Raw genomic sequence first — 24,946 nt, 5'->3', positions numbered from 1 at the left:
AAGCCCGTTTATTATTTTCAAAATCAATAATTATAATCTGAAGACATAGCCGTCATCAAAAACATAGAAAGTAAATTAACAATATCATCACTCATAAAATTAACAAAACTAATCTCAGAATCAAAATAATTATCTACATTTAAATAAAAAACTAAATCATTATTTTCAACCTTTAAAAAATCTGTATATTCAGAAATATTACTTACTATCTCGGATATATTGAAATAACCTTGTTCAAGCTTAGCAAATTCAGACATAACAACATTAAAAATCTCAGGTTTAAACCTTAAATTCATAGCCCCAACATCAAAAGGATCCTTATAAGCTGGATAATTAAATGTCATATTCATATCCAAACCTAAAACTAACGGCTCTACAACTTCTCCTGGTTCTTCATAACCAGTACTCATATCAATATTAAACATCATTCTAAACTTAAAGTTCATAACATCCTTATAAGAATTTAAAAATTCTTCAACAAAATCTCTAAAATTATAAACTTTAACACCATTAATAGACATCCAAAATTCAGATACAATATCTTCCAAATCTTCTTCCATCAAAAATTCATCAAAAGAAACATTCAAAAAGCCTAAAATTGGATTAGCATATCTAAAATTATAATTCTCTTTCAAAACTTTATCAAAATCTTCCTTAATCCCATAAGAATCAGGATAATAATAATAAACAAAATCATCTGCTTCAGATGTATTCATAAAATAATCTACTAAATCTGCATATCTCTTATTAATAAATAAATCAGAAGTTTCAAAATCATCTATCAACAACATCCCTCTCATAGCATAATCAGAAATAGTAAAATATTCATAAGAAGGTGGAAGAATCAAAATTTCTGGAATAAATATATCTCTCAAAGAAATCCATTCTGAATCACCATCTACAGCAGCTAATTTTTTCAATAAAGGTTCAAAATCCTCTGGTTCTACATACTCCATTTGAGAAAAAACAGAATTAGCTTCAGGTCTTATTAAATCTTCCTCATCTGGATCTGATTCAAAATAAGAGAAAAAGTTATGATAATACTCCAACATACTTGGATTATCATTCATATAAACAAAAGTATTTGCTAAAATGTCTAATATCTTAAGAGTTCTATAATCAAAAGCAAAGCTACCAACTGTTTCATAATCAAATTCTACAAAATATGGATCAGAATCAACATTAATAAACTTCACAAAATCATCATAAGCTTCCTTAGATAAAAATACCAAAGAATCCTTATTCTCATCCAAATCTTTCAATTCATCTTTAATAGAAACCATTAAATCATAAACATCAGAACTTTTTAAACTCTTAAAAAATTCTTCAAGTTTTTCTAAATAATCTTCATCATCAAATTCGCTATCAAAATCTTCAGAATATATATCCTCAGAATACAAATTCATGATATCTTCAAGATCTCTCAACAAATATTCATTGCCAGCCCAATCAAAATTATAAAAATCATAAATAACCTTTGCAACATTCAAAGAAAAATTCCCCTTATCAGTACTCATGGCAGAATTTATCCTATTCAATTCAGAACTATCAAAAGAATTCATAGTATAAGAACTACCAAAAGACAAAATAAAAGTAAAAATAATAAACAATAAAACAGTAAGCCTCTTTGACATAATTTTCATCTCCTTAAAAAGTATTAGAATATCTAATAATACACTAATTTCTATACCATTTTACTAAAAAAATGAAAAAATAATGTAATTTTATAGTAAAATAATAAATGTATACACAAAAAGAGGTGATTTAATGAAAGAAGCATTACATAAAAAAATAAAAAAATACATATTAAGAAAAATTAAGACGGGAGAATTAAAACCAGGCGAACAAATTCCAACAGAAAAAGAACTCGTAGAAAAATTCAATACATCAAGAACAACAGTTAGAAAAGCTTTAGACGAACTAACAGTAGAAAACTATATATATCGAAAAAGAAAAATTGGATCTTTCGTAAATGAAGATGTAAAAAACTCAAAAAACATTGGACTGATATTATCCTACATATCAGATTATCTATCAGGAGAAACGATGGTTGGAATAGAACAAGTACTCAGAGAACATGGATATACTCCAATAGTAGAATTCATGAATGAAAATATAGAATTAAACAAAAAAAAGGTAAAAGAACTACTAAAAAGAGACTTAAAAGGTCTAATAGCAATACCGAGAATGGAATTTTTTGATATAGAAGACTTTTCAGATCTTTTAGAATCAGATTTTCCACTCGTATACATGGATAGAGCTGTTGGATACACAGATAAAATAGTAGTTCAATCTGAAAACTATCAAAGCACATATGAATTAACACAAAATCTAATAAAATTTGGAAACTCAAAAAACATAGCCTTCATATCATATGATGAAGTAGTATTAAGCACCGTCAGAGATAGATTAATGGGAATAAGAGATGCTACAAAAAGATTTGGTGCAAAAACTGGTTACTACATAATAAAAGAAAATCAATTAGAAAATATAGCGGACAAATTAATAGAATATGACTATGATACAATATTTTGCTGTTATGACACTATAGCAGTAGCCTTAATATCAATAATGCAATCTAAAGGATACAAAATACCAGATGATATAAAAATAGTTGGATTTGATGACAGAAAAATTGGAGAACTAATAGTACCCAAATTAACCTCAATAAAACAAAATTTTGAAGAAATGGGAATAAAATCTGCTCAAATACTAATAGACTTAATAAATAAAAAAAATATAATAGAATCAGAAATATACATCCCTACCCAAATAATATATAGAGAATCATGTGGAATAAAAGACAAAATAAAATAATCAAAAACGAGTTTATCTTCGAATAAACTCGTTTTTTTATGTAGAAAATATAATATTTCATATTGTAAACGAGTATAACTTTAAATTTAAAAGATTTTTACAAAAAAATCACAATAATTATTAGTATATACAAATAATTATTGGTATATACTTTTGACTAAATTAAAAAAAACACTAAAATAAAAATAGTATTATCAAAACGGGGAGGTAGAAAAATTATGAAAAAATTAACTTTATTATTACTATGTTTAGTATTATTATTCAGTATTTCATTTTCAAAAACCGTGACTTTAAATTATTTAGAAGTTATGACAAGTCCTGAAAGAACAAAATTATTAAAAGATATGATATCAAAATATGAAAAAGAAAATCCAGATATCAAAATAAACTTAATATCACCACCTTATGAACAAGCAGATCAAAAAGCAACTTTAATGTTAAACACAAATCAAAAACTCGATATAGTAGAAATAAGAGACTATACATTAAAACAATTTGTAAACAATGGAAAACTCGAAGATTTGAGTAAATACTTTGAAAATTGGAAAGATGCCGAAGATTTGACAGCCGTTGCAAAAAAAGCAGCTTATACATTAGACAATAAACCATATCTCGTACCTCAATGTATATTCATAAAAGCTCTTTTTGTTAGAGAAGATGTATTAAAACAAAATGGAATAAATACATTACCAAAAACAATAGACGAATTAATAGATATAGCTATAAAAATAACAGATCCATCAAAAAACCAATATGGATTCACATGGAGAGGAAAATCTTCAGAATTCAAATATTCAGATCTATTTGCATCTGCAGAAGTTGAAAACATAAAAAATGAAAAATATATATATTCTACTGAAAAAGAATTTTTTAACACTGAAGACTATAAAAGAGGAATGGAAAAATATATAAAACTATTCAAAGAAGCTGTACCAAAAGACGGTGTAAACTGGGGATTCAATGAACAAATAAACAGTTTCGTATCAGGAATGACACCTTTCTTAATACAAGATTCAGATGCAATACCTTTGATAAACAACTTAATGGATGAAAATAAATATACAGTAATACCAATTCCTGAAGGACCTCATGGCTACACATACCTCGATTATGGATTTACTGGAGTAGGAATACCAAGTTATTCAAAAAATAAGACAGAAGCTTGGAATTTCATAAAATGGTTAAACTCACCAGAACAAAATGGATATTTCAATGAACACTATGGAGCTTTACCAGTACATAAATCGACATATGAAAATAATGAACATTTCAAAAATGAAAAATATGCTGCATATGGAAAAGAAATGGTTTCAGAAAAATATATATTTAAAACATACCCTTTAGACTCAGAAAGATGGCCTGGCTGGAGCCAAATTCATGAAGTCGATATGCAAAACCTCTTACTTGGAAATACAGAATTAAAAAGAGTCCTAAAAAAATGGGAAGCATATTGGAACTAAAAAATACTTCAGGCTTGCTGAAAAGCAAGCCTTGAATTTTAAGAGGTGCAAAAATGCTAAAAAAAAGTCATACTCAAAAAAACAAATTCTTAATATATATATTAATACCTGCATTCTTATTTCTTGGATTATTCATATACTTTCCAGTTATAAAAGGTATATTCATATCATTCAAAAACTATACATTATTTGATCTATCCAATACACAATTCAATAACTTTCAAAACTTCAAAAACATATTTACAGATCAAAACTTTAGATTTATACAAATACTATTCAACACAATAATCTGGGTTGTAATATCTTTATTATTTCAATTCATACTTGGATTCATACTTGCATTATTGATGAAAAAACCCTTCAAAGGAAGAGGACTTTATTCAGCTTTAGTATTCTACCCTTGGGCATTATCAGGATTTGCCATTGGATTGATATGGGCTTGGATGTTCAATGGACAATTTGGTGTAATAAATGACATTTTATTAAAATTGGGATTAATAAATTCAAATATCGGCTTTTTATCAAATCCAAAAATAGCGATGATATCTGTAATAGTGGTAAATATTTGGTATGGTGTACCATTCTTCGCAATAATGCTACTTGCAGCATTACAATCAGTACCAAATGAATTATACGAAGCTGCAAAAATAGATGGTGCTGGACCTGTTAAACAACTATTTTCAATAACAATACCTTACATAAAACCAACAATAATATCAACAACACTATTAAGAACTATTTGGATAATGAATTTTCCAGACATAATATATGCAATGACAAATGGTGGACCAGCAAACAGCACAAATATACTTGCAACACAAATGATAAACAAAATATTAAAATTCTACGATTATGGACAAGGATCTGCATATGGAGTAGTAATAATAGCAATACTATTAACTTATGCAATAATTTATTTAAAAATATCCTCCAAAAAAGGGAATGATAATATATGAAAATAATAAAAAGCACATTAAAAATAATATTATTATTATTATTCTTAATAATGGCTTTATTTCCTCTATACTGGGTTATAGTAACTTCATTCAAAGACTATAAAGAAATATATACATTTCCAATAAAATATTTACCTTCAAAAATAAATTTTGAAAATTATAAATACCTATTTGAAATAAGTAATTTTGGAATATACTTTAAAAATAGTGTATTAATATCCCTAATATCCGCATTAGGTGCGATGATAATATCTATATTTAGTGGATATTCTCTTTCGAGATTCAAATACAACAAAGCAAAAAACACCTTATTATTAGCAATGTATTTCTCACAAATGATACCAACATTCATGATAATGGCACCATTATTCACATCATTTGCCAATTTTGGAATGACGGATAGCTTATTTTCATTGATGGTAATATACATTTCAACAATGATAGCTTTTTCAACAATAATGGGAAAAGGTTTTTTTGATAGAATTCCCGTAGCTCTTGAAGAAGCAGCATTAATAGATGGTTGCAATAATATGCAAACAATAATAAAAATAGTAATACCTTTATCATTACCAGGACTTGCTGCAATATTTAGTTTTGCCTTTGTAAACATATGGAATGAACTTTTCCTTGCTGCAATGTTCATGAGTTCTTCATACAAAATGACAATTCCAGTTGCCTTAAATTCCTTCATATCAAAAGCAGGGGTAAGTTGGGGTGTATTGAGTGCTGGAATAGTTGTTGCACTTCTACCAACAATGATAATATTTGCATTTACACAAAAATACATAGTTCAGGGATTAACTGATGGAGCCGTAAAAGGCTAAAGGAGGAAAAAATGAACGAATTAAATACAACAGATATATTACATCATCTCGGAGAAAACGACTTTCCTTTTGGAGCCGTAAATCCTCCAATATATCAAACATCAATATTTTGCTATAAAAATTTTCAAGACTTCAAAAAAGCTATATCAGATGAACCAAATAATTATATATACTCTCGCGGAAACAATCCAACAGTAAATCTGTTAGAAGAAAAAATTGCAAAATTAGAACATGGAGAAAGAGCAAAACTCGTAAGTTCTGGTATATCAGCAATAACAAATTCTATACTTTCTTTTCTAAAATCAGGAGATCATATAGTATGTGTAAAAGATTCTTATAGTTGGACTAAAAATCTTTTAGAAAAATACCTTCCAAGATTTGGAGTAACTCATACATATGTTGAAGGAACAAATACACAAGAAATAATAGATGCTGTAAAAGAAAACACAAAAATAATATACCTTGAAAGTCCCACAACATTTACATTCAAACTGCAAAACTTAAAAGAAATATCAGACTTTGCAAAATCAAAAAATATAAAAACAATCATAGATAACACATGGGCAACACCAATATATCAAAACCCAATAGACTATGGAATAGATATAGTAGTACATTCAGCATCAAAATATCTCGGTGGAAACTCCGATGTAGTAGCAGGAATAATAATTGGAAAAGAACAAGATATAAGACATATATTTCAAACGGAATTTCAAAACATCGGAACAGTACCAGATCCATTCATGGCTTGGTTAATACTGAGAGGAATAAGAACCTTACATATAAGACTTGAAAAACACTATGAAAATGCTTTAAAAATAATGAACTTTTTAAAACAACATCCAAAAATAGAAAATGTATTATATCCATTCGATCCAGATTTCCCACAATATGAACTTGCAAAAAAACAAATGAAAGGTGGATCTGGTCTAATGTCTTTTAAATTAAAAACAAATAAAATAGAAAAAGTAATAGAATTTACAAACAGAATAAATTATTTCAAAAGAGCTGTTAGCTGGGGAGGATATGAAAGTTTAATAATGCCTTATGCAGTTACAACTGATAACATATCACAAGAACTTTTACCTCTAATAAGAATACACATTGGATTAGAAGACCCTCAATTACTAATAAATGACTTAGATGAAGCTTTAAAAATAATATAAAATATATTATAATAAAAATACAATAAAAAAAGGGGGATAAAAATAAAAATGAAAAAAACACATAATCCAAAATCTGCTCCAAAAGCAATAGGGCCTTACTCTATAGCAAATGAATACAATAATCTTATATTCCTTTCTGGTCAATTACCTGTTGATATGGAAACAGGAGAAATGGTAAAAAATGATGTTGAAAAAGAGACACTAATAATACTAACAAACATAAAAAATATACTCGAAGAACTCGGAAGTTCTATGGATAAAGTTTTAAAAACAACAGTATACCTAAAAAATATGGACGATTTTACAAAAATGAATGAAATATATGGAAAATTTTTTACGGAAAACCATCCATCAAGATCTGCATTCCAAGTAGCAAAACTACCAAAAGACTCCGATGTTGAAATAGAAGTAATAGCAATAAAATAAAAACAAACTGCATGACATGTTAAAAAGTCATGCAGTTTTTTATTAAAAACTTCTCCATTCTCATTATCTTCTTTTAATTTAATTAAAAACTTCACTATAAACTATCAAATTTATTAATTCAAGTATTTTTTAATGATTTTTATATTCTCAATAAATTAAAAAATTCTATTAATTTGTTAATAAACAATTAATAAATTAAGAAAAAATACTGTAATCATTATTATTCATTTATTTTAAAATACAATAACTAATAAATGAATTTTATATTTTTATAGTTTGTTGATAAACTCTGCCGATTAAATAATAAAAAAAACATTGCATAAATGTTGCATAAAATCAAATTAGTAAAATATATTTTATGGGAGATGAAAAATAATGGAATTAAATTTATCAAAAAGAAATTTAATAGTTAGTTTACCTGAAAACACTTTAGAATATGCATTAGAAGCAGAAAAAATGGGAGCTGATGCTGTCAAATTGCATATAAATGTAAAACACAGAGTTACTAAAAAAATTCATGATTCCTGGAATTCAATAAAAAATGAAACTCAAAGAATTATAAATACTTTAAATATTCCAGTTGGAATAGTTCCAGGAGCTGAATTAATGTGTTCAAAACAGGATATCAAAGAATTTGAAGATTTTAAATTGGATTTTTTAGATTGTTATATTGAGTATTATCCTATATGGATGAATAACACAAAATTAAAAAAAATGTTTGCAATAAATTATGACGATGATTTAGAACTAATAAAAGAAATAGAACATTTTAATCCAGATATAATAGAAGCTTCAATAATAAATCCATCAGAATATGGAAAAAATTATACTATAAAAGATATTCTCAAATTTAAAAAAATTATATCAAATACAAAATTACCAGTATATATTCCTTCACAAAAAATAATGGAATATGATGATTTAAAAGAATTTATCAAAATAGGTGCCAAAGGATTTATAATTGGTCCAATAGTAACAACAACTGAAATAAAAACATTCTCAAAAAAAATTTTTGAAATAAAAAACTGTATTGAAAAATTATAAATATTAAAATGGAGGGATTTAAAATGAAAAAATTTTTTATAGTATTAATAATTTCTATAACTATTTTTAGTTTCTCAGAAACAATAAAAATTTGGTTTGCTGAAACTCAAAAAGAATTAATGGATCTTGTAAATGATGAATTAATACCAAAATTTGAAAAAGAAAATTCCGAAATAAAATTAAGTGTTGAATTTATACCTTGGGGTCAATTATCTACAAAATTGACAACATCTTTTGCTGGAAATATGGGACCTGATATATTTATGCACGGACAAGCTGCTATCGCTGGATTTGCTGAAAAAGATATTTTAATCCCTTTAGATAAATATTTAAAAGATATAGAAGATTACAAAGATTTTGGAAATAGCATAGATACAGGATTATACAATAATAGTCACTATTTTATACCTTTATTCGGTAGTGGAAGACTTCTTGTAGTAAGAGAAGATATTTTAAATGAAAATAATATACCAAATATAAATAATCCTTTAAATTGGAATGATCTTAAAAATATTGCTGAGAAAGTAACCATAAAAACCGGTAAAAGAATCACAAGATCTGGTTTAGAACTACCTGTTCAAGGAATAGATTTACAACAAGTTTGGAGTTCTTTTCTATATCAAAATGGTGGTCAATTATTTGACAAAAATGCAGATCCAGTATTTAATGACAAAAAAGGAATTGATGCTTTAAATTATTATTCATCCTTAATAAATGATGTATGCCCAGAATATGGTGTTTCTTCAATAGGAACTATAAAACCTATAGCAGCAGAAAAATCTGTAATGAGTTTTTTAACTTTAGAAGATTTAAAAGATATTGAAAAATATTCTCCTGATAAATACGACAAATTAAAAATATTACTTCCACCTGAAAAAGAAAAAAAATCTACATTTTATTCTTTTGCTGGATTCATGGTAGTAAACAATAAAACAAAAATCCAAACAAAAATAAAAGTTTTAAATTTTTTAACTTCAAAAGATAACATTGTTTCTATTAATAAGGTTTTAGGAACACTTCCACCAAGACAGTCTTCCTTGTTATATACAGAATTTTCAAATGATGAAACCATAAAAAAATACATTGAAGGATCTTATTTTTCATTTGGAAATCCAAATATAACTTATTGGTCACAAGCAAGAGATATTCTAATAAAACATCTCGAAAGAGCTATTAAAAAAGTTGAAACTTCTGAAGAAGCTTTAAATAAAGCATATGATGAAATAATAAAACTCAAATAAAATGATCGGTTTTCCGGTCATTTATTCGGAGGAATATAATGACTAAAAAATCAAAAAAGAAAATAGTAAAAACAGCTATTTTATTCATAATGCCAGTAATAATATACAATATAATATTCAAAATAATTCCAATATTTTATTCTTTAATACTTAGCTTTACAAACTATGACGGATTTTCATCTCCAATTTTCATAGGTATTAAAAACTATCTTGAATTATTAAAATCACAAGAATTTGGAAATTCTATTTTAAGGACCGGAATATTTGCTTTAGAAGTACTTCCATTAAATATGTTAATTTCTTTAATTCTTGCAATAATGATAAATAATAAAATTAAAGGAATAAGTTTTTTTAGAGGTATATATTATCTTCCAGTAATAACTCCAATGGTTGCTGTTTCCATAATATGGGTATGGCTATATGATCCTGAATATGGAATAATAAATTTCTTATTATCATTATTTAATATACCTCCTGTATATTTTTTGGCTGATTCTTCGACAGCGTTATCTTCTATATCTGTAATGAGAATATGGCGAGGTGTAGGTTGGAATATGATAATATATCTTGCAGGTTTACAAAATATTTCAAAAAATGTTTATGAAGCCGCTAAATTAGATGGTGCAACAGAAATACAAAGCTTTTGGAAAATAACTCTTCCACTTCTAAGACCTGTGCATATTTATGTACTAATAGTGGGAATAATAAGTACATTTCAATCATTTACTGAAATGTACGTTATGACTGGTGGAGGACCTTTAGAATCAACTACAACAGTTGGACTTTTAATATATAGAGAAGCTTTTGAATATATGAATATGGGTATGGCTTCTTCAATGTCTTTTATACTGGGAATAATAATTTTAATCCTATCTTTTATGAGTTTTAAATTAAATTCAAAAAATAATGAAGGTGTTTAAATTGACAAAAAAAATAAAATTATACATTCTATTAATAATAATTGGAATAATAATGGCTTTCCCTTTTATATGGACAGTTACATCTTCATTTAAACCAGATAATGAACTATTTTCATTTCCGCCATCATTAATAATTAAAAATTTTACTATAAAAAACTATGACTATGTTTTAAATATAAAAGGATTTTCAGGCTATTTTTTTAATAGTATTATAGTTTCCGGACTATCTGTAATAATAAATGTTTTATTTTGTAGCATGGCTGGTTATGCTTTCGCTCATCTTGAATTTAAACACAAAAATTTTTGGTTTTTTTTATTACTTGCAACAATGATGATTCCAATACAGATAACTCTTATACCAACATTTTTAATTGCCAAAAATTTCCCACTCATTGGAGGGAATAACCTATTTGGTTATGGTGGAACAGGACTTCTTAATACCTATGCTGGATTAATAATTCCACATATAATGTCTGCTTTTGGTGTTTTTATGATGAGACAATTTTATTTACAAATTCCAAAAGAACTTGCAGAATCAGCAAGGATTGATGGTGCTAGTGAATCTATAATATTTTTTAAAATATTTTTTCCAATTGGAAAATCTTCTATAGCTGCATTAGCAATATTTACATTCACTCAAGCTTGGGATGATTTTTTATGGCCATTAATAATAACAAATGATGATTCGATGAGAACCTTGCAACTTGGTTTAGAAATTTTTAAAAGCCAAAATTCAGCCGATTGGGGTCCTCTAATGTCAGCAACAACTTTAACAATAATTCCTGTTTTAATAATATTTATAATACTTCAAAAATATTTTATAGATATATCTATATCAAGCTCTTTAAAATAAAAAAGAGGTGAAAAACTTGAAAAAATATGATGTAATAATAATTGGTGGTGGAATTTCTGGGATTTCTGCAGCAATCTCTTGTTCAAAACTTGGATTAAAAACATTAATAATAGAAAAAAATAACAATCCTGGTGGAGTACTCACTAATTGTAATGTAATGCCAATGATGACTTTTCACAGTAAAAAAAGACAAACCATACAAGGTATAGGCCAAGAAATAATTGAAGAATTAAAAAAAGTTAAGGGAACATACGGTCATTTAAAAGATCCTATAGGTTTTGTTGAAAGTATTACACCTTTCAAACCAGAAAAAATGAAATTAGTTTTATCAAATCTAATAAAAAAATATAAAATTGATACAGTATTTGGAGTAATTATTAATGAAATAAAAATTGAGCAAAACAAAATCAATTACATAAGTATAATAAATGAATATATGGAAGAACATATAAAATCATTATTTTATATAGATGCAACAGGAGATGGAAACTTTTCTGTGAAAGCGGGAGCAAAAAAAATAACTCAAAATTCAACACCGCAACCTTCAACTATGGTATATAAAATAAAAGGAATAAATAAAGAAAAAATTAAAGATTATGTATTAAAAAATAAAAAAAATTTTACACTAAATGAGAATACCACTGCTTTAAAAGAATATCTTGCAATATCTGGATATTTTAATGAAATCAAAAAATTTAAAGATTATAATATCAATTTTAAAAGAGATAGACTTCTTTTTTTTGAAATACCTTTTTCTCCAGATGAAATATTGATGAATACTTCAAGATATAATTTTGATGGAACAAATCCATATGAAAAAACAAAAAATCAATTAAATTCATTTAAAGACACTGAAAATTTCGAATCTTTTTTAAAAAATGAAATATACGGATTTGAAAATATTAATTCAATAGAAACCTCTTCAATAATAGGTATAAGAGAAACTTTTCATGTAAAAGGGAAAAAAATTATTGAATATAAAGATTTATTAAAAAAAGATATAAATATTAATTCTATAGCAGTTGGAGCTTATCCAATAGATATACACGATTCAGGATCAGATAAAATAATTACAAAAAAAACATCCGAAGAATATTATATACCTTTTGAAGCTTTAATACCAGAAACTATTGAAAATATATCTTTAGCTGGAAGAGCTATTTCTGCAACATCAGAAGCTTTTTCTGCAATTCGTACAAGTCCACTTGCATGTGCTACTGGTGAAGCAGCTGGAATAATAGCTTATACATATATTAAAAATTCTAAAATAGAAGAATCTTCATACAAAGATATTAAAAATATTTTAGATAAAAGGGGCATTATATATAAATGAAAAGAATACTCTTAATACCTCTTGACTCAAGACCAGTAAATATAGATTATGTATATGAATTATCAAAAATTTCAAAAAATACCTTAATATATCCACCAAAAAAATTTCTTGATGATTTTTATACTCCTGCAAATATAAATGGAATAATCGAATGGTCAAAAAATCAAAAATACGATATAGCAATAATTTCAATAGATATGTTAGTATATGGCGGATTAATAAATTCGAGACTTGATAAAATAACTTTAGAAAATGCTTTAAAAAATTTGCAAAAAATAAAAATTTATAAAAAAGATATATACATATATTCAATAATAAGAAGAGCTCTAATTTCTGTAAAAAATAAAGAAGATGAAATATTATACAATGAATTAAAAAAATATTTTATAACTAAAGATAAAAAATATATTGAAAATCTCCCATCAAAATTCAAAGAAGATTATAAAAAACTTAGAAAAAGAAATCATATAATAAATTTAGAAGTATTAAAATATGAAAATGAAAAGAATGTAAAAAAAATTATATTTGGGGTTGAAGATACTTTTAAACATAGCCCCACAAAAAAGGAAGAATTAGAATTAATTAAAAATTCAAAATATTACAATTCAAAAACATTCATATACAATGGTGCTGATGAAATATCTCAAGAATTATTTTCTCATATCATAAAAAATAATTCCGTAGATCTTAATATATTGACAGATGAAACAGACACATTAAAAAATATATATGATTATGAAGATAGACCTTTAGAAAAAAACTTAAAAACACGTCTAATCATGCACAATATAAAGATAACAAAAAACTCAATAAATACTTTAATAATAATAAACAAAAATATAGAAAATGGAAAAAAACTTATTCTAAATGAAATTCAAAATAATAAAAAAATATATATTTTAGATGCTTTAAATGTAAATAAATGTAATGAAAAATTAATTAATTTTCTTATAAATAAAAAATTATTAAATAAAATCAAATTTTATAGTTCTTGGAACACTATTTCAAATAGATTGGGAACTATTATAAGTATGATAATAGCTTGTAATAATAATCATAATGAAAAAGAATCTCAAAAATTTCTTTTAGAATGTTTATTAGAAGATTATCTATATCAGACAAAAACAAGAAGCATTTTAAAAGAAATAATTCAAGAAAAAAATGAAAATATATATGATGTAAAAAAAGAAACTTTAGATTATTTTTATAAAAACATTTTTTTAAGAGAATTAGAACCTTTAAAAATAAAATTGATGAAAAATATGAACCTAAAATCGTTAAAAATAGAAAAATTTATACTACCTTGGAATAGAATATTTGAATGTAAAATAAAAATAAAGGTGATTTGATTTCTCAAATCACCTTTATAATTTATCATTATCTATCATTTTTTCTTATTGTTTTTTATAGAAAAATAAAAAACAGTTCCTTTACCAAGCTGAGATTCAACCCATATCTTACCATTAAAACTATCAATTATTTTTTTAACTATGGCAAGTCCTATACCAGTACTATCACTATCCTCTTTAGAAGAAAGCGTTTGAAATATTTTAAAAATCTTTTCATGGTACTTCTCATCTATACCAGGACCATTATCTTTAATATAAAAAATATCATAATCTGGTTTTGAATTACACCCTATATTAATAACACATTTATCTTTATCATTATACTTAACAGCATTAGAAATAATATTTTGAAAAAGTTGAGTAATCTTAGTCCTATCAACCTCAACAATTGGAAGTTCATTATCTATAATTATTTCTATATACTCATCATTATAAATATTACTTCTTATATCTTCAACAACTTCATTTGTATCTACTTTTTCTATATCATCAACACGTCTTCCAACACGTGAATAACTCAAAATACCCTCTATAAGAGTATTCATCCTCTTAGTTCTATTATACAAAAGATCAAGAAGTTCTTTTCCATCGTCATTTAAAGATTCATGATAATCAGTAATTATCCATTGGGCTATCTGTCCTATTCCCCTCAAAGGAGCTTTTAAATCATGAGAGACAATATAGGCAAAATCTTTAAGTTCATCATTCAATTGAACAAGTTTATCATTATTATTTCTCAACTCAATAGTCTTCTCCATAACTTTTTCTTCAAGTTCATCATTATACTTTTTAACCTTGAAAATTCTCCATTCAATAAATAAAAATACAAAAAAAGCTATTAAAGAAATCATTAAAAGATAAAACCATATAGTCTTATAAAAAGGTGGAACTATTTTTACTTTCAAAATAACTTCTCTATTACTCCAAGAACCATATCTATCAGTTCCTCTAACTCTAAAAGTATAAGAACCAGGATTTAAATTGGTATAAACTGCCATATTTCTATTTCCAGAATAAATCCAATTTTTGTCAAAACCTTCCATTTTATAAGAATAAACATTTTGAGATAAGAAATTTAAAGAAGAGAATTCAAAAGATATCATATTATATTTTTCAGGAAGTTCTATATAATCTGTATAATAAATACTATTCTCCAAAAAAATATGATTATCATATGGAATACCCGGAAAAATTCTTTCATTAAAAATATAAATATCAGTTAATACTACATTAGAATCATAATCTTCAGGTATTATATTATTTGGATCAAAAACAGTTAATCCATGATCTCCACCAAAATAAAATATACCATTAGAATCTTTCAAATAAGATTTACCAAAAAACTGTTCATTAAGAATGCCATTAGTTGAATCATAATTTATAAAAATTTCATCTTTTATATTGAATTTAGAAAGCCCTGAATTAGTACTAAACCATATATCATCGCCATTTATCAAAAAACCCAATACATGATCACTCAACAGTCTATTCTTTTCAGTATATACTTTATATTCATTATTATCTGGATTATAAAAACTAATTCCACCCCCATAAGTTCCTATTATGAGAGTTCCATCATCAATTTCATCTATTTTAACTACATAATCATTCGTTAAAAAATTACTATTATCAGAATTATAAATATCCACAAATCCATTATTTATATCAAAAAGATAAATACCTCCACCAACTGTTCCAACCCATAGTCTATTTTTAGAATCTTTAAAAAAATTATATATAAAATTTGGACTTGTATTGGAATTGAAATTAAAATACATATCAAACTTAAAATTATCCAAAAGTTTTCTTTTATCATAATCGTAAACAAACAATCCATTATAACGAGTTCCTATCAAATAAATACCTTCAGAATATTCATAAAATGCCCAAACATCATAATTTTTCAAATCCTCTATAATCAAAATATTTTTCAAGGAATCTGGATCATATATCTGAACCCCTTTATCAGTTCCTATCCAAACTCTTCTCTTAGAATCTTGCATTAAAGACCAAACATTATAACTAATTAACTCTTCATCATTTTCAAAAAAATTCAAAGTTTCGGGATCATAAATATCTAACCCTCCACCTCTTGTACCTATCCATATAAGACCTGTATCAATTTCCAACATGCCTGCAATAGTATTATGAGATAATTGTCCAATTGATTTTGTATAATTTTTAAAGTCTTCAACATATGGATCGAAATATATAACTCCATTACCTTGAGTTCCGAGCCACATCAATCCAGAACTATCTTGAAAAATACTCATAATATTTGTATTAATTATAGAATCTTCAATCTTAAGATCATAAGTTATAATATCAAGATCTAAATGCATATCAATTTTATATATACTACTCGAATGTGTCCCTATCCAAAGATCTTTCTTAGAATCTAAAAATAAAGTAGAAATATATAATTCTTTTAATATATTTTTTAACTCATTATTTTCATTATCCAAGAAAAAAAGTCCTTTATCGGTTGCAAAATAAAAATGTTCACATTCAATACAAATATCATTTATTTTATATCCATTTAATAAATCAAAATTTCTAATCTTACCATCATTGTATATTTTAATTCCAGAATTTGTTCCAAGCCAAACTTCATCTTCTCTAAAAGCCACAGAATTAATATCATTCAAAAAAACGACATTTATAAAAGAATCAGTATCTTTATCAAAATAAAAAAGTCCATGATTTTTTATAACAATCCATAATATATTAGTATTTTTATTCAAAGTCATAAAAGTAACATTATTATCTGGAAGTTTTCCATTTTCAACATTATAATATCTAAAAGTTCCTTTTTCTTGATCGTATACAGAAATACCACTATCCCTTGTAGTTAATACAATATTTCCTTGTTCACATAAAATGAGATCATTTATAAAATTTCCATTTATACCATTGCTATTATCTTTCGATTTTTTATAAACAGTCATTTTATTTCCATCCCATTTATTAAGACCATTATTAGTACCAAACCATATAAATCCTTTTTTATCTTCTAAAATTGCATTAACATTACTATTAGAAAGATCTTGATTAGTATTTAATACAAAAAATTCAAAAACTTTATCATGAGAAAAAATAAAAATAGAAAATAAAAATAAAAAAACAAAAACAAAAAATTTATTCATGCTATCATTCCTCTGAATTATAGAATTCTTTTATCTTAACAAAATCATCGTAATTTTCTTCAAAAACCTTGAAAATATAAGGATCAAAAGCTTCGCCTTCATCTTCTTTCATTATTTCAAAAGTTTTTTCATAAGTAAATGCAGGTTTATAAATCCTTTTACTTGTAAGAGCATCAAAAACATCTGCAAAACTAACAATTCTTGCACTCAAAGGTATATCTTCTTTACAAAGTTTTTCTGGATATCCTCTTCCATTCCACTTCTCATGATGACTCTTAGCAATATCATAAGCCATTTTCAAAGAAGTAAAATCAGGATACTTAGAAATAACTTTTTCAAGAGTATGTGCCCCTATCAAAGTATGAGTTTTTATAACTTCAAACTCTTCATCAGTAAGTTTACCCGGTTTAAGCAAAATAGAATCAGGAATACCAACCTTACCAATATCATGCAAAATACTTGATTCATAAATATCCTCTATAAAAATTGTATCTATAATACTTTTAAATTTAGAATTTTTTGAAAGAAGAATAGAAAGATGTTTACAATACTCTCTAATTCTAATAAGATGAAGACCCGTCTCATAATCGCGAGATTCGGTAAGCTCTGCTAAAGAAAGAATCAATGCATTTTTTGCATCTTTAAAATTTTCCTGTAAAATTCTTAAAGATTCTTCTATTTTTTTTCTCTCATGAATTTCCTCTATAAGATTATTAGTTCTCTCAAGTACAAGTGATTCAAGATGTTTTTTATAATTTTCAAGTTCAGTTTCATTCTGTTTATTTTTAATCGCATTTTCTATGGTTATTTCAATAGTTTTAAAATAATTATAGTCCATATCTTTGATTACATAATCATAAGCACCTTTTTTCATAGCTTGTACAGCTATTTCCTCATTACCAGCTCCAGTAACAATTATTATTGGGATATCATCAACAAAATCAAAAAAATCAAAAGCCGTATTAATACCAAGATTAAAATCTGTAACTATTGCAACATATTCATTATACTTAAGCTTATCAACAACATCATCATAACTCATAGAAAAATCAACAATATACTTAAAATTGCTTCTTTCAATAAATCTTTTAAAAGATTTCAAATCTATTATATTATCTTCTACAAAAAGAATCTTCAAAGAATTCATATTATAACCCCCTTAAATCAGGGAAGTTCGCTGAGACTCCAATATAAATCTATGGTTTTAATAACATCAACAAACTGTTTATAATCCACAGGTTTTATCATAAATCCAGAAACTCCCAAAGAAAAAGAATTAACTCTGTCCTGTTCTTCCCTTGAAGTAGTTAAAACAACAGTTGGTATTAATTTTAAATTATCATATTTTATTCTCTCACTAAGAAAATCAATACCATTCATCTTTGGCATATTCAAATCAAGTAATATAATACAAGGAATTTCATTTTCGGAATCAAGAAGATATTTCAATGCTTCTTCACCATTATTTCTTATTATTAAATCATTAACAATCTTAAGCTCTTGAAGAGATCTTTTTACACTCATAGCATCTATTCTATCATCTTCAACAAGCAAAATGGGTTTTTTAGAGTTCAACATATTCGCCTCCTTTATATCATTTTAAATTATAACATATTATTAATAATTTTTAAATATATAAAAATATTATATTTGAAAATATCATAAAATGACAGATAATTATTCAAAAAAGCCTTTTCATCAAAAAGCATTTGCAAAAAAAATTAATACATACTAAAATAAAGCTGGAGGTGAAAAAATGAAAAAAATTATAATGATTTCATTAATAGCTATAATTGCAATAATAGGTAATAGCAGTAAAATGATAACTGGAGAATTAAACTTAGAAAAATTTGAAAAAATCAGAGTAGATCTTGGAATAGCAGATTTAGAAATAATAGGATCAAATAATAATAAATTATTCTACAGTTATGAAGATAATGATAAAATAGAATATGATTATTATGTATCAAACAATAAATTCAATCTAATAGAAAGCAAAAGAGCACAATTCTTTAACTTCTATACACCAAAAAATGAATTTATAATAAATACCTATTATGATCAAGAATATATGGATATAAAAGGAGCAACATCAGATATAACAATAAAAAATATATACTCTTATAAAACTGATATAGACACAAGTACAGGAGATATTGAAATATACGATTCAAATGGAGAATATATAAAAATAAAAACAAGTACAGGAGATCAAGAACTATATGAAACAACTTATAAAGAAATAGAATTAAAAAGTTCTACAGGAGACATCGAAATTGAAAGAACAAATTCAGAAATAATAGACCTAGAAAGTTCAACAGGAGAACAAGAAATATCAAATACAAAAACTAAAAAATTATACACAAAAACAACAACTGGCAATCAAGAAATAGAAAATACACAAGCAGATATAATGAACTTAAGAACTTCAATTGGAGAAATAAAAGTAAAGAATTCAAACACAAATAAATTAAAGATAAATACAACAACAGGAAGCATATACATAGACCTAAACAATAATCCAGAAACCATAGAATTATCTACAACAATTGGAGAAATAATGATAAATAATTTAGATCTAAACCAGTATAAAATAAGAATAAATACTTCTATTGGAGATATAAAAACACCTTATGGAAACTTTGAAAAACAATTCGAATATGGCAATGGACAAAAAACTATAGAAATAAGAACAACTACGGGAGATATAATTTTAAAATAAAATGATTAAGGGGGATTTCTCATGAAAAAATATTTTATATTGTTATTATTATTTATTGTTGGAATAATTGCTTTATCAGAAAATCAAATAGATATACTAAATCAAAAAATAATTTCAAATGATAAAAAAGAAATAACTATAATGATAAAAAATGGCATAGACCTAAACAAAAGAGATTCAAATCAAAGACTTCCTTTAGAAACTTCGCTCATAATGGAAAATTGTGAAATATTTGAATACCTTTTAAAAAATGGAGCAGACCCTTATCTTAAAAACTCTAAAGGAAATACAATATATAATCAAATAATAAACTCAAATAATAAAACTTTAAAATCAATACTAAAAAAATATATACAATAAAATTTTAAAATATCACAAAAAACACCTTTTTGATAAAAAATCAAAAAGGTGTTTTTTATCCTTATAAAATCCTTAAACTTTATTATTATAATCCATTTGAAAACTTCAAAAAATATCGGAGGTAAAACAAATGGAAAAATACATATTAAAAACAAATAATCTATGCAAATCTTTCAAAAAACAAAAAATAGTAAAAAACATCTCAATATCCGTAAAAGAAAATACAATTTATGGTTTACTTGGACCAAATGGTGCAGGTAAATCGACATTTTTAAAAATGTTAACTGGAATACTAAATCCAACATCTGGAGAAATAATATTTAATGATAAAAAGTGGAGTAGAGAAGATCTTAAAAACATAGGATCTTTAATAGAAAATCCTCCTTTATATGAAAACTTAACCGCAAAAGAAAATCTAAAAGTAAGAACAACATTATTAAATATATCAGAAAAAAGAATCAATGAAGTATTAGAAATAGTTAAACTAAAAAATACAGAAAAAAAGAAAGCTTCACAATTCTCAATGGGAATGAAACAAAGATTAGGAATAGCTTTAGCACTCCTAAACAAACCAAAATTATTAATATTAGATGAACCAACAAATGGACTTGATCCGTTAGGAATTCAAGAATTAAGAGACTTAATAAAAACATTCCCATCAAAAGGTATAACAGTAATAATATCAAGTCATATTCTAACAGAAATAGAACAAATAGCTCAATACATAGGAATAATAAACAATGGTCAATTAAAATATGACAAAAAAATAAATCCTGATGAAAACTTAGAAAAAATATTTATGAATGTAATAAAAAATTCTGAGGAGATATTAAAATGTTAAAATATTTAAAAGCAGAAAATTTAAAATATAAAAGAACCATCATAAAAAAACTAATAATATTAAATCCAATAATAACAATATTAATAGCATTATTATCACCAATATGGTTTGAAATAAACAGTTACAACTTTTGGTATATAATAATATTACCTGGAACACTAACTTTGATGACAACATTAGTAATTCAAAAAGAAGAAAAAAAACTTTCTTATAGAGCTATATATTCATTAAATATAAACCTTAAAAAAATATGGATAACAAAAATAATATTAATAATAGAATATTTATTAATATCTCATATAATACTTATAACACTCATAAAAATAACAGGATATATATTAAAATTACCGATAAATATATCAATCACACAAGGATTAATAGCCTCAATAATTATGATAATAACAATATCATGGCAAATACCATTTTCAATGTTCTTATACAAAAAAATAAAAGTTGCAGGAACATTGCTAATAAACTTTGGACTTGGTTTTTTTCTTAATATATTAATAGTGGATTCAAAATTATGGTTCTTATCACCATATACATTAACATCACGTTCAATGGCTGCTTTCTTAAAAATAAATCCAAATGGGACACCTCTACAAAAAGGAAATCCATTAGCAAATCCTATTTCAATACCAATAACAATAATATTATCAACTTTAATATTAATAATTTTAACATTTATAACCTCAAATTGGTTCAAAACACAGGAGGCAAAATAAATGCTTTTAAAAAATATAAAATCTGACTTTTTTAAACTAAAAAAAACTCCTATAATATATATTCATATAATAATTCCAATATTGGGGGCTTTAACATTTTTATCATATTATTCATTCTCGAATCTTAATACAAACACAAAAATAACAATATATATACAAATAATAACTATATTATTTCCATTATTAATAGGTATAATAACAGGAATAATCACAGAACAAGAAGAAAAAGCAGGAAATTTTCAAAATATGTTCTGTATAAATAAATTAAAATATATATCATATACCAGCAAATTAATAACACTACTAATACTATCTATATTATCAATAATTTTAGCCTTAGGAATCTTTGCAATTGGATTTAAACAATTCAATACAATTTTTTATATAAAAATAGTATTATCAATATTTACAGCAAATATATTCTTATACAATTTACATCTAATGATAAGTTTAAAATTTGGAAAAGCAAGTTCAATAGGTATTGGAATAATAGGAATGCTAATATCAGCTCTAATGCAAACAGGACTTGGAGACAAAATATGGCATATAATGCCTTGGTCATGGGCAATGAGATTCTGTGATTATATAATATTTAAAACAACAATAAAAACAAACAATACAAATATAATCCCAAACATAAAAACTAGTATAATAATAATTCTAATATCAACATTAATATCAATAATTATAACCCTTTGCTGGTTCAATAAATGGGAAGGAAAAAAATCATATGAATAAAATTGGAGAATAAAAAATGGCAAAAATACTAGTTATAGACGATGAAATAAGAATACTAAAATTAATACAAAAAGCACTGCAAATAGACTCACATACAATCACACTAAAAAGCAATCCAGAAAAGATTGATTTTAAAAATCTAAAAAAATATGATCTCATCTTATTAGATATAATGATGCCAGAAATAGATGGATTTACTTTATGTAAAAAAATAAGAACTGTATTCGATAATCCAATAATATTTCTAACTGCAAAAACTATGGAAAATGACATAATATATGGATTAAACATAGGAGCAGATGACTATATAACAAAACCATTTGGAGTAAATGAGTTAAGAGCAAGAATAAAAGCCCATTTAAGAAGAGAAACACGCGAAAAAAACTATACAATCCAAAATAATGGACTATGTTTTGATCTATTAGGCAAAGAAATACTAATAAATAATAAAAAAATTCCATTTACAAAAAGTGAATACTACATATGTGAATTCCTTTCAAAAAATAAAGGCCAAGTATTCTCAAAAGAACAAATATATGAAAAAATATATGGTTATGAAGGAGAAAGTGAATTATCAACAATAGCAGAACACATAAAAAATATAAGAGCTAAACTAAAAAAATTTAAAATAGATCCAATTGAAACTGTTTGGGGGATAGGATACAAATGGAAAAAAGAACAATAAGCTTAAAATCAATATTCTTAATATATTTAATAATATCATTCCTAATAATATGTATATCTGTAATAATACCCTTCTTAATATACAACTTATTAATAAATGCTGAAATAATACTACCCGCAAACTATACAGAAAATATAATAAATAAAAACATAGAAATTCTATCAAAAATTCCAAAAATTCAACAGCAAATGTTACCAAAATACAGTTCATATATAATTCTAAAAAAAGATTTAACTCCAAAAGAAGGAAACATGAAAGAACAAGAAATAAAAGAAGCAATTAAATATGCTAAAGGAGAAATAACAAACACGGGAAAAAAGAAAAATTATAAATTAATAAAAAGAAAAGATGAATTATTAATAATACAATTCTATATTCAACCAAACTATGCAAATGAAAAACTCAACAAATACCTACCAAACCCAGATAGAATAATTCTAATAATAATAATACTAAAAACAATAATACTCATAATACTCATATCTATGATTTTTGCTAAATATCTAAAAAAAGAACTAAAGCCACTCATAGAATCAACAGAAAAAATAAAACAAAAAAATCTAGATTTCAAAATAAAATATTCAAAAATAAAAGAATTCAACAATATAATAGATTCTATAGAAAATATGAAAAATAATTTAAAAGAATCTTTAGAAAAGCAATGGTCAACAGAACAACTAAAAAATGATCAAATATCAATGCTAAGCCATGATATAAAAACCCCCTTAACAATAATAAGAGGAAATTCAGAACTATTAAAAGAAATTAGTCAAGAAAAAAATTTTGAAGAATACATAAACGCTATATTAGAAAGTTCAAAAGAAATAGAATCTTATGTAAAAACACTATTAAACATAACGAAAAATGAAAAAAATATAAACATAGATTTCAAAAAAATAAACTCTTTAAAATTTATAGAAAATCTATACTTAAAAACCAAAGCATTGACAAAAGTAAAAAATATAAAAATAATACTAAACAAAAAAAACATCCCAATACAATTTAAAGCAAATGAATCTCTTCTTTACAGAGCAATAATAAACATATTAGATAATGCTATAAATAATTCACCAGCAAATACTACTATACAATTAAATATAGAAAAAAAAGAAAATACTTTAAAATTTATAATAATAGATAATGGCAAGGGATTCTCAAAAGAAGCTTTAAAATACGCAAAAACTAAATTTTATATGGAAAATAAAAGTAGAAGTGCAAAAGGCCATTATGGAATAGGACTATATACGGCAACTATGATAACAAATCTTCACAAAGGGAATCTAATATTAGAAAATTCAAACAATGGTGCAAAAGTCACAATTGAAATTCCAATATAATAA

The 24,946-nt window shown here is 24.9% G+C and carries 23 protein-coding genes; 19 read left to right on the top strand and 4 right to left on the bottom strand.

From position 1 onward, the window contains the following. Positions 1-23: 23 nt before the first annotated feature. On the bottom strand, positions 24-1,634 hold the full coding sequence (locus tag PWP28_RS01650) for a hypothetical protein (protein ID WP_308644132.1): 1,611 nt from the start codon (positions 1,632-1,634) through the stop codon (positions 24-26). A 133-nt stretch (positions 1,635-1,767) separates the two neighbouring features. Between PWP28_RS01650 and PWP28_RS01645 the strand changes: the two genes are divergently transcribed. The 12 genes from PWP28_RS01645 to PWP28_RS01590 all read left to right on the top strand — a co-directional run bounded on the left by PWP28_RS01645 (position 1,768) and on the right by PWP28_RS01590 (position 14,389). Beyond that, positions 1,768-2,817 carry a GntR family transcriptional regulator gene (locus PWP28_RS01645; RefSeq protein ID WP_308644131.1) on the top strand — a complete coding sequence of 350 codons (1,050 nt, stop codon included), beginning with the start codon at positions 1,768-1,770 and terminating at the stop codon, positions 2,815-2,817. A gap of 218 nt (positions 2,818-3,035) precedes the next feature. After that, positions 3,036-4,277: a sugar ABC transporter substrate-binding protein gene (locus PWP28_RS01640; RefSeq protein WP_109604632.1), complete on the top strand. Its 1,242-nt coding sequence runs from the start codon at positions 3,036-3,038 to the stop codon at positions 4,275-4,277. A gap of 53 nt (positions 4,278-4,330) precedes the next feature. Then, positions 4,331-5,233 (top strand): carbohydrate ABC transporter permease, encoded by a 903-nt coding sequence (locus tag PWP28_RS01635; RefSeq protein ID WP_109604633.1) that lies wholly within the window; start codon positions 4,331-4,333, stop codon positions 5,231-5,233. Continuing rightward, a complete protein-coding gene (locus tag PWP28_RS01630) occupies positions 5,230-6,057 on the top strand; it encodes a carbohydrate ABC transporter permease (protein WP_305081316.1) in 828 nt (275 codons plus the stop codon). The genes PWP28_RS01635 and PWP28_RS01630 overlap by 4 nt, the downstream gene beginning before the upstream one ends. Before the next feature lie 11 nt (positions 6,058-6,068). Then, positions 6,069-7,223 (top strand): bifunctional L-alanine/L-glutamate racemase, encoded by a 1,155-nt coding sequence (aar, locus tag PWP28_RS01625; RefSeq protein WP_308644130.1) that lies wholly within the window; start codon positions 6,069-6,071, stop codon positions 7,221-7,223. 48 nt (positions 7,224-7,271) lie between these two features. Beyond that, positions 7,272-7,649 carry a RidA family protein gene (locus PWP28_RS01620; RefSeq protein ID WP_264149346.1) on the top strand — a complete coding sequence of 126 codons (378 nt, stop codon included), beginning with the start codon at positions 7,272-7,274 and terminating at the stop codon, positions 7,647-7,649. Positions 7,650-8,024: 375 nt separating this feature from the next. Beyond that, positions 8,025-8,693, top strand: a complete 669-nt coding sequence (locus tag PWP28_RS01615; protein WP_109604637.1) for a hypothetical protein — start codon at positions 8,025-8,027, stop codon at positions 8,691-8,693. Positions 8,694-8,716: 23 nt separating this feature from the next. Next, complete coding sequence (locus PWP28_RS01610; protein ID WP_308644129.1) at positions 8,717-9,934, top strand: extracellular solute-binding protein; 1,218 nt, start codon at positions 8,717-8,719, stop codon at positions 9,932-9,934. Between the two features lie 38 nt (positions 9,935-9,972). Then, entirely contained in the window at positions 9,973-10,854 is an 882-nt protein-coding gene (locus PWP28_RS01605) for a carbohydrate ABC transporter permease (RefSeq protein ID WP_109604639.1), read from the top strand. A gap of 1 nt (position 10,855) precedes the next feature. Beyond that, positions 10,856-11,707, top strand: coding sequence for a carbohydrate ABC transporter permease (locus tag PWP28_RS01600; RefSeq protein ID WP_206050540.1), 852 nt, complete (start codon positions 10,856-10,858; stop codon positions 11,705-11,707). A gap of 16 nt (positions 11,708-11,723) precedes the next feature. Further along, the gene (locus PWP28_RS01595) at positions 11,724-13,040 is read left to right on the top strand and encodes an FAD-dependent oxidoreductase (protein ID WP_308644128.1); all 1,317 of its coding nucleotides are present in this window, start codon (positions 11,724-11,726) and stop codon (positions 13,038-13,040) included. Further along, positions 13,037-14,389: a DUF4127 family protein gene (locus PWP28_RS01590; RefSeq protein WP_308644127.1), complete on the top strand. Its 1,353-nt coding sequence runs from the start codon at positions 13,037-13,039 to the stop codon at positions 14,387-14,389. The genes PWP28_RS01595 and PWP28_RS01590 overlap by 4 nt, the downstream gene beginning before the upstream one ends. A 35-nt stretch (positions 14,390-14,424) precedes the next feature. Here PWP28_RS01590 and PWP28_RS01585 read toward each other — a convergent pair whose 3' ends face one another. From PWP28_RS01585 to PWP28_RS01575, 3 genes are read right to left on the bottom strand one after another with little or no spacing between them, the layout of a single operon-like run. Continuing rightward, positions 14,425-17,535: a two-component regulator propeller domain-containing protein gene (locus PWP28_RS01585; protein WP_308644126.1), complete on the bottom strand. Its 3,111-nt coding sequence runs from the start codon at positions 17,533-17,535 to the stop codon at positions 14,425-14,427. A gap of 4 nt (positions 17,536-17,539) precedes the next feature. Continuing rightward, positions 17,540-18,682, bottom strand: coding sequence for an HD domain-containing phosphohydrolase (locus PWP28_RS01580; protein ID WP_109604644.1), 1,143 nt, complete (start codon positions 18,680-18,682; stop codon positions 17,540-17,542). 17 nt (positions 18,683-18,699) lie between these two features. Next, positions 18,700-19,113, bottom strand: a complete 414-nt coding sequence (locus PWP28_RS01575) for a response regulator (RefSeq protein WP_369426063.1) — start codon at positions 19,111-19,113, stop codon at positions 18,700-18,702. Between the two features lie 178 nt (positions 19,114-19,291). On the opposite strand from PWP28_RS01575, the gene PWP28_RS01570 reads away from it, so the two are divergent. The 7 genes from PWP28_RS01570 (at position 19,292) to PWP28_RS01540 (ending at position 24,943) form a co-directional block, all read left to right on the top strand. Next, positions 19,292-20,257 (top strand): DUF4097 family beta strand repeat-containing protein, encoded by a 966-nt coding sequence (locus tag PWP28_RS01570; RefSeq protein ID WP_308644125.1) that lies wholly within the window; start codon positions 19,292-19,294, stop codon positions 20,255-20,257. Positions 20,258-20,278: 21 nt separating this feature from the next. Continuing rightward, on the top strand, positions 20,279-20,617 hold the full coding sequence (locus PWP28_RS01565) for a hypothetical protein (protein ID WP_308644124.1): 339 nt from the start codon (positions 20,279-20,281) through the stop codon (positions 20,615-20,617). A gap of 130 nt (positions 20,618-20,747) precedes the next feature. After that, on the top strand, positions 20,748-21,458 hold the full coding sequence (locus tag PWP28_RS01560; RefSeq protein WP_308644123.1) for a lantibiotic protection ABC transporter ATP-binding protein: 711 nt from the start codon (positions 20,748-20,750) through the stop codon (positions 21,456-21,458). Then, positions 21,452-22,183: a lantibiotic immunity ABC transporter MutE/EpiE family permease subunit gene (locus tag PWP28_RS01555; RefSeq protein ID WP_308644122.1), complete on the top strand. Its 732-nt coding sequence runs from the start codon at positions 21,452-21,454 to the stop codon at positions 22,181-22,183. The genes PWP28_RS01560 and PWP28_RS01555 overlap by 7 nt, the downstream gene beginning before the upstream one ends. After that, entirely contained in the window at positions 22,184-22,921 is a 738-nt protein-coding gene (locus PWP28_RS01550; protein ID WP_308644121.1) for a lantibiotic immunity ABC transporter MutG family permease subunit, read from the top strand. It abuts the gene before it with no gap. Positions 22,922-22,937: 16 nt separating this feature from the next. Further along, entirely contained in the window at positions 22,938-23,606 is a 669-nt protein-coding gene (locus tag PWP28_RS01545) for a response regulator transcription factor (RefSeq protein WP_308644120.1), read from the top strand. Continuing rightward, positions 23,588-24,943, top strand: coding sequence for a HAMP domain-containing sensor histidine kinase (locus PWP28_RS01540; RefSeq protein ID WP_308644119.1), 1,356 nt, complete (start codon positions 23,588-23,590; stop codon positions 24,941-24,943). The genes PWP28_RS01545 and PWP28_RS01540 overlap by 19 nt, the downstream gene beginning before the upstream one ends. Positions 24,944-24,946 lie beyond the last annotated feature (3 nt).

It is taken from the genome of Oceanotoga sp., from assembly GCF_030445905.1.
Classification (GTDB): Bacteria; Thermotogota; Thermotogae; order Petrotogales; family Petrotogaceae; genus Oceanotoga; species Oceanotoga teriensis.
Note: the sequence above shows the minus strand (reverse complement) of the source record. Positions and strands in the feature narration are given on the sequence as shown.

Excerpts from the sequence above, each read along its gene's own strand:
- PWP28_RS01565 (WP_308644124.1), top strand. The coding sequence starts at position 20,279 with ATGAAAAAATATTTTATATTGTTATTATTATTTATTGTTGGAATAATT.
- PWP28_RS01645 (WP_308644131.1), top strand. The coding sequence starts at position 1,768 with ATGAAAGAAGCATTACATAAAAAAATAAAAAAATACATATTAAGAAAA.
- PWP28_RS01635 (WP_109604633.1), top strand. The coding sequence starts at position 4,331 with ATGCTAAAAAAAAGTCATACTCAAAAAAACAAATTCTTAATATATATA.
- PWP28_RS01620 (WP_264149346.1), top strand. The coding sequence starts at position 7,272 with ATGAAAAAAACACATAATCCAAAATCTGCTCCAAAAGCAATAGGGCCT.
- PWP28_RS01545 (WP_308644120.1), top strand. The coding sequence starts at position 22,938 with ATGGCAAAAATACTAGTTATAGACGATGAAATAAGAATACTAAAATTA.
- PWP28_RS01640 (WP_109604632.1), top strand. The coding sequence starts at position 3,036 with ATGAAAAAATTAACTTTATTATTACTATGTTTAGTATTATTATTCAGT.
- PWP28_RS01590 (WP_308644127.1), top strand. The coding sequence starts at position 13,037 with ATGAAAAGAATACTCTTAATACCTCTTGACTCAAGACCAGTAAATATA.
- PWP28_RS01575 (WP_369426063.1), bottom strand. The coding sequence starts at position 19,113 with ATGTTGAACTCTAAAAAACCCATTTTGCTTGTTGAAGATGATAGAATA.
- PWP28_RS01610 (WP_308644129.1), top strand. The coding sequence starts at position 8,717 with ATGAAAAAATTTTTTATAGTATTAATAATTTCTATAACTATTTTTAGT.
- PWP28_RS01560 (WP_308644123.1), top strand. The coding sequence starts at position 20,748 with ATGGAAAAATACATATTAAAAACAAATAATCTATGCAAATCTTTCAAA.
- PWP28_RS01540 (WP_308644119.1), top strand. The coding sequence starts at position 23,588 with ATGGAAAAAAGAACAATAAGCTTAAAATCAATATTCTTAATATATTTA.
- PWP28_RS01615 (WP_109604637.1), top strand. The coding sequence starts at position 8,025 with ATGGAATTAAATTTATCAAAAAGAAATTTAATAGTTAGTTTACCTGAA.
- PWP28_RS01630 (WP_305081316.1), top strand. The coding sequence starts at position 5,230 with ATGAAAATAATAAAAAGCACATTAAAAATAATATTATTATTATTATTC.
- PWP28_RS01605 (WP_109604639.1), top strand. The coding sequence starts at position 9,973 with ATGACTAAAAAATCAAAAAAGAAAATAGTAAAAACAGCTATTTTATTC.
- aar (WP_308644130.1), top strand. The coding sequence starts at position 6,069 with ATGAACGAATTAAATACAACAGATATATTACATCATCTCGGAGAAAAC.
- PWP28_RS01580 (WP_109604644.1), bottom strand. The coding sequence starts at position 18,682 with ATGAATTCTTTGAAGATTCTTTTTGTAGAAGATAATATAATAGATTTG.
- PWP28_RS01585 (WP_308644126.1), bottom strand. The coding sequence starts at position 17,535 with ATGAATAAATTTTTTGTTTTTGTTTTTTTATTTTTATTTTCTATTTTT.
- PWP28_RS01555 (WP_308644122.1), top strand. The coding sequence starts at position 21,452 with ATGTTAAAATATTTAAAAGCAGAAAATTTAAAATATAAAAGAACCATC.
- PWP28_RS01570 (WP_308644125.1), top strand. The coding sequence starts at position 19,292 with ATGAAAAAAATTATAATGATTTCATTAATAGCTATAATTGCAATAATA.
- PWP28_RS01650 (WP_308644132.1), bottom strand. The coding sequence starts at position 1,634 with ATGTCAAAGAGGCTTACTGTTTTATTGTTTATTATTTTTACTTTTATT.
- PWP28_RS01550 (WP_308644121.1), top strand. The coding sequence starts at position 22,184 with ATGCTTTTAAAAAATATAAAATCTGACTTTTTTAAACTAAAAAAAACT.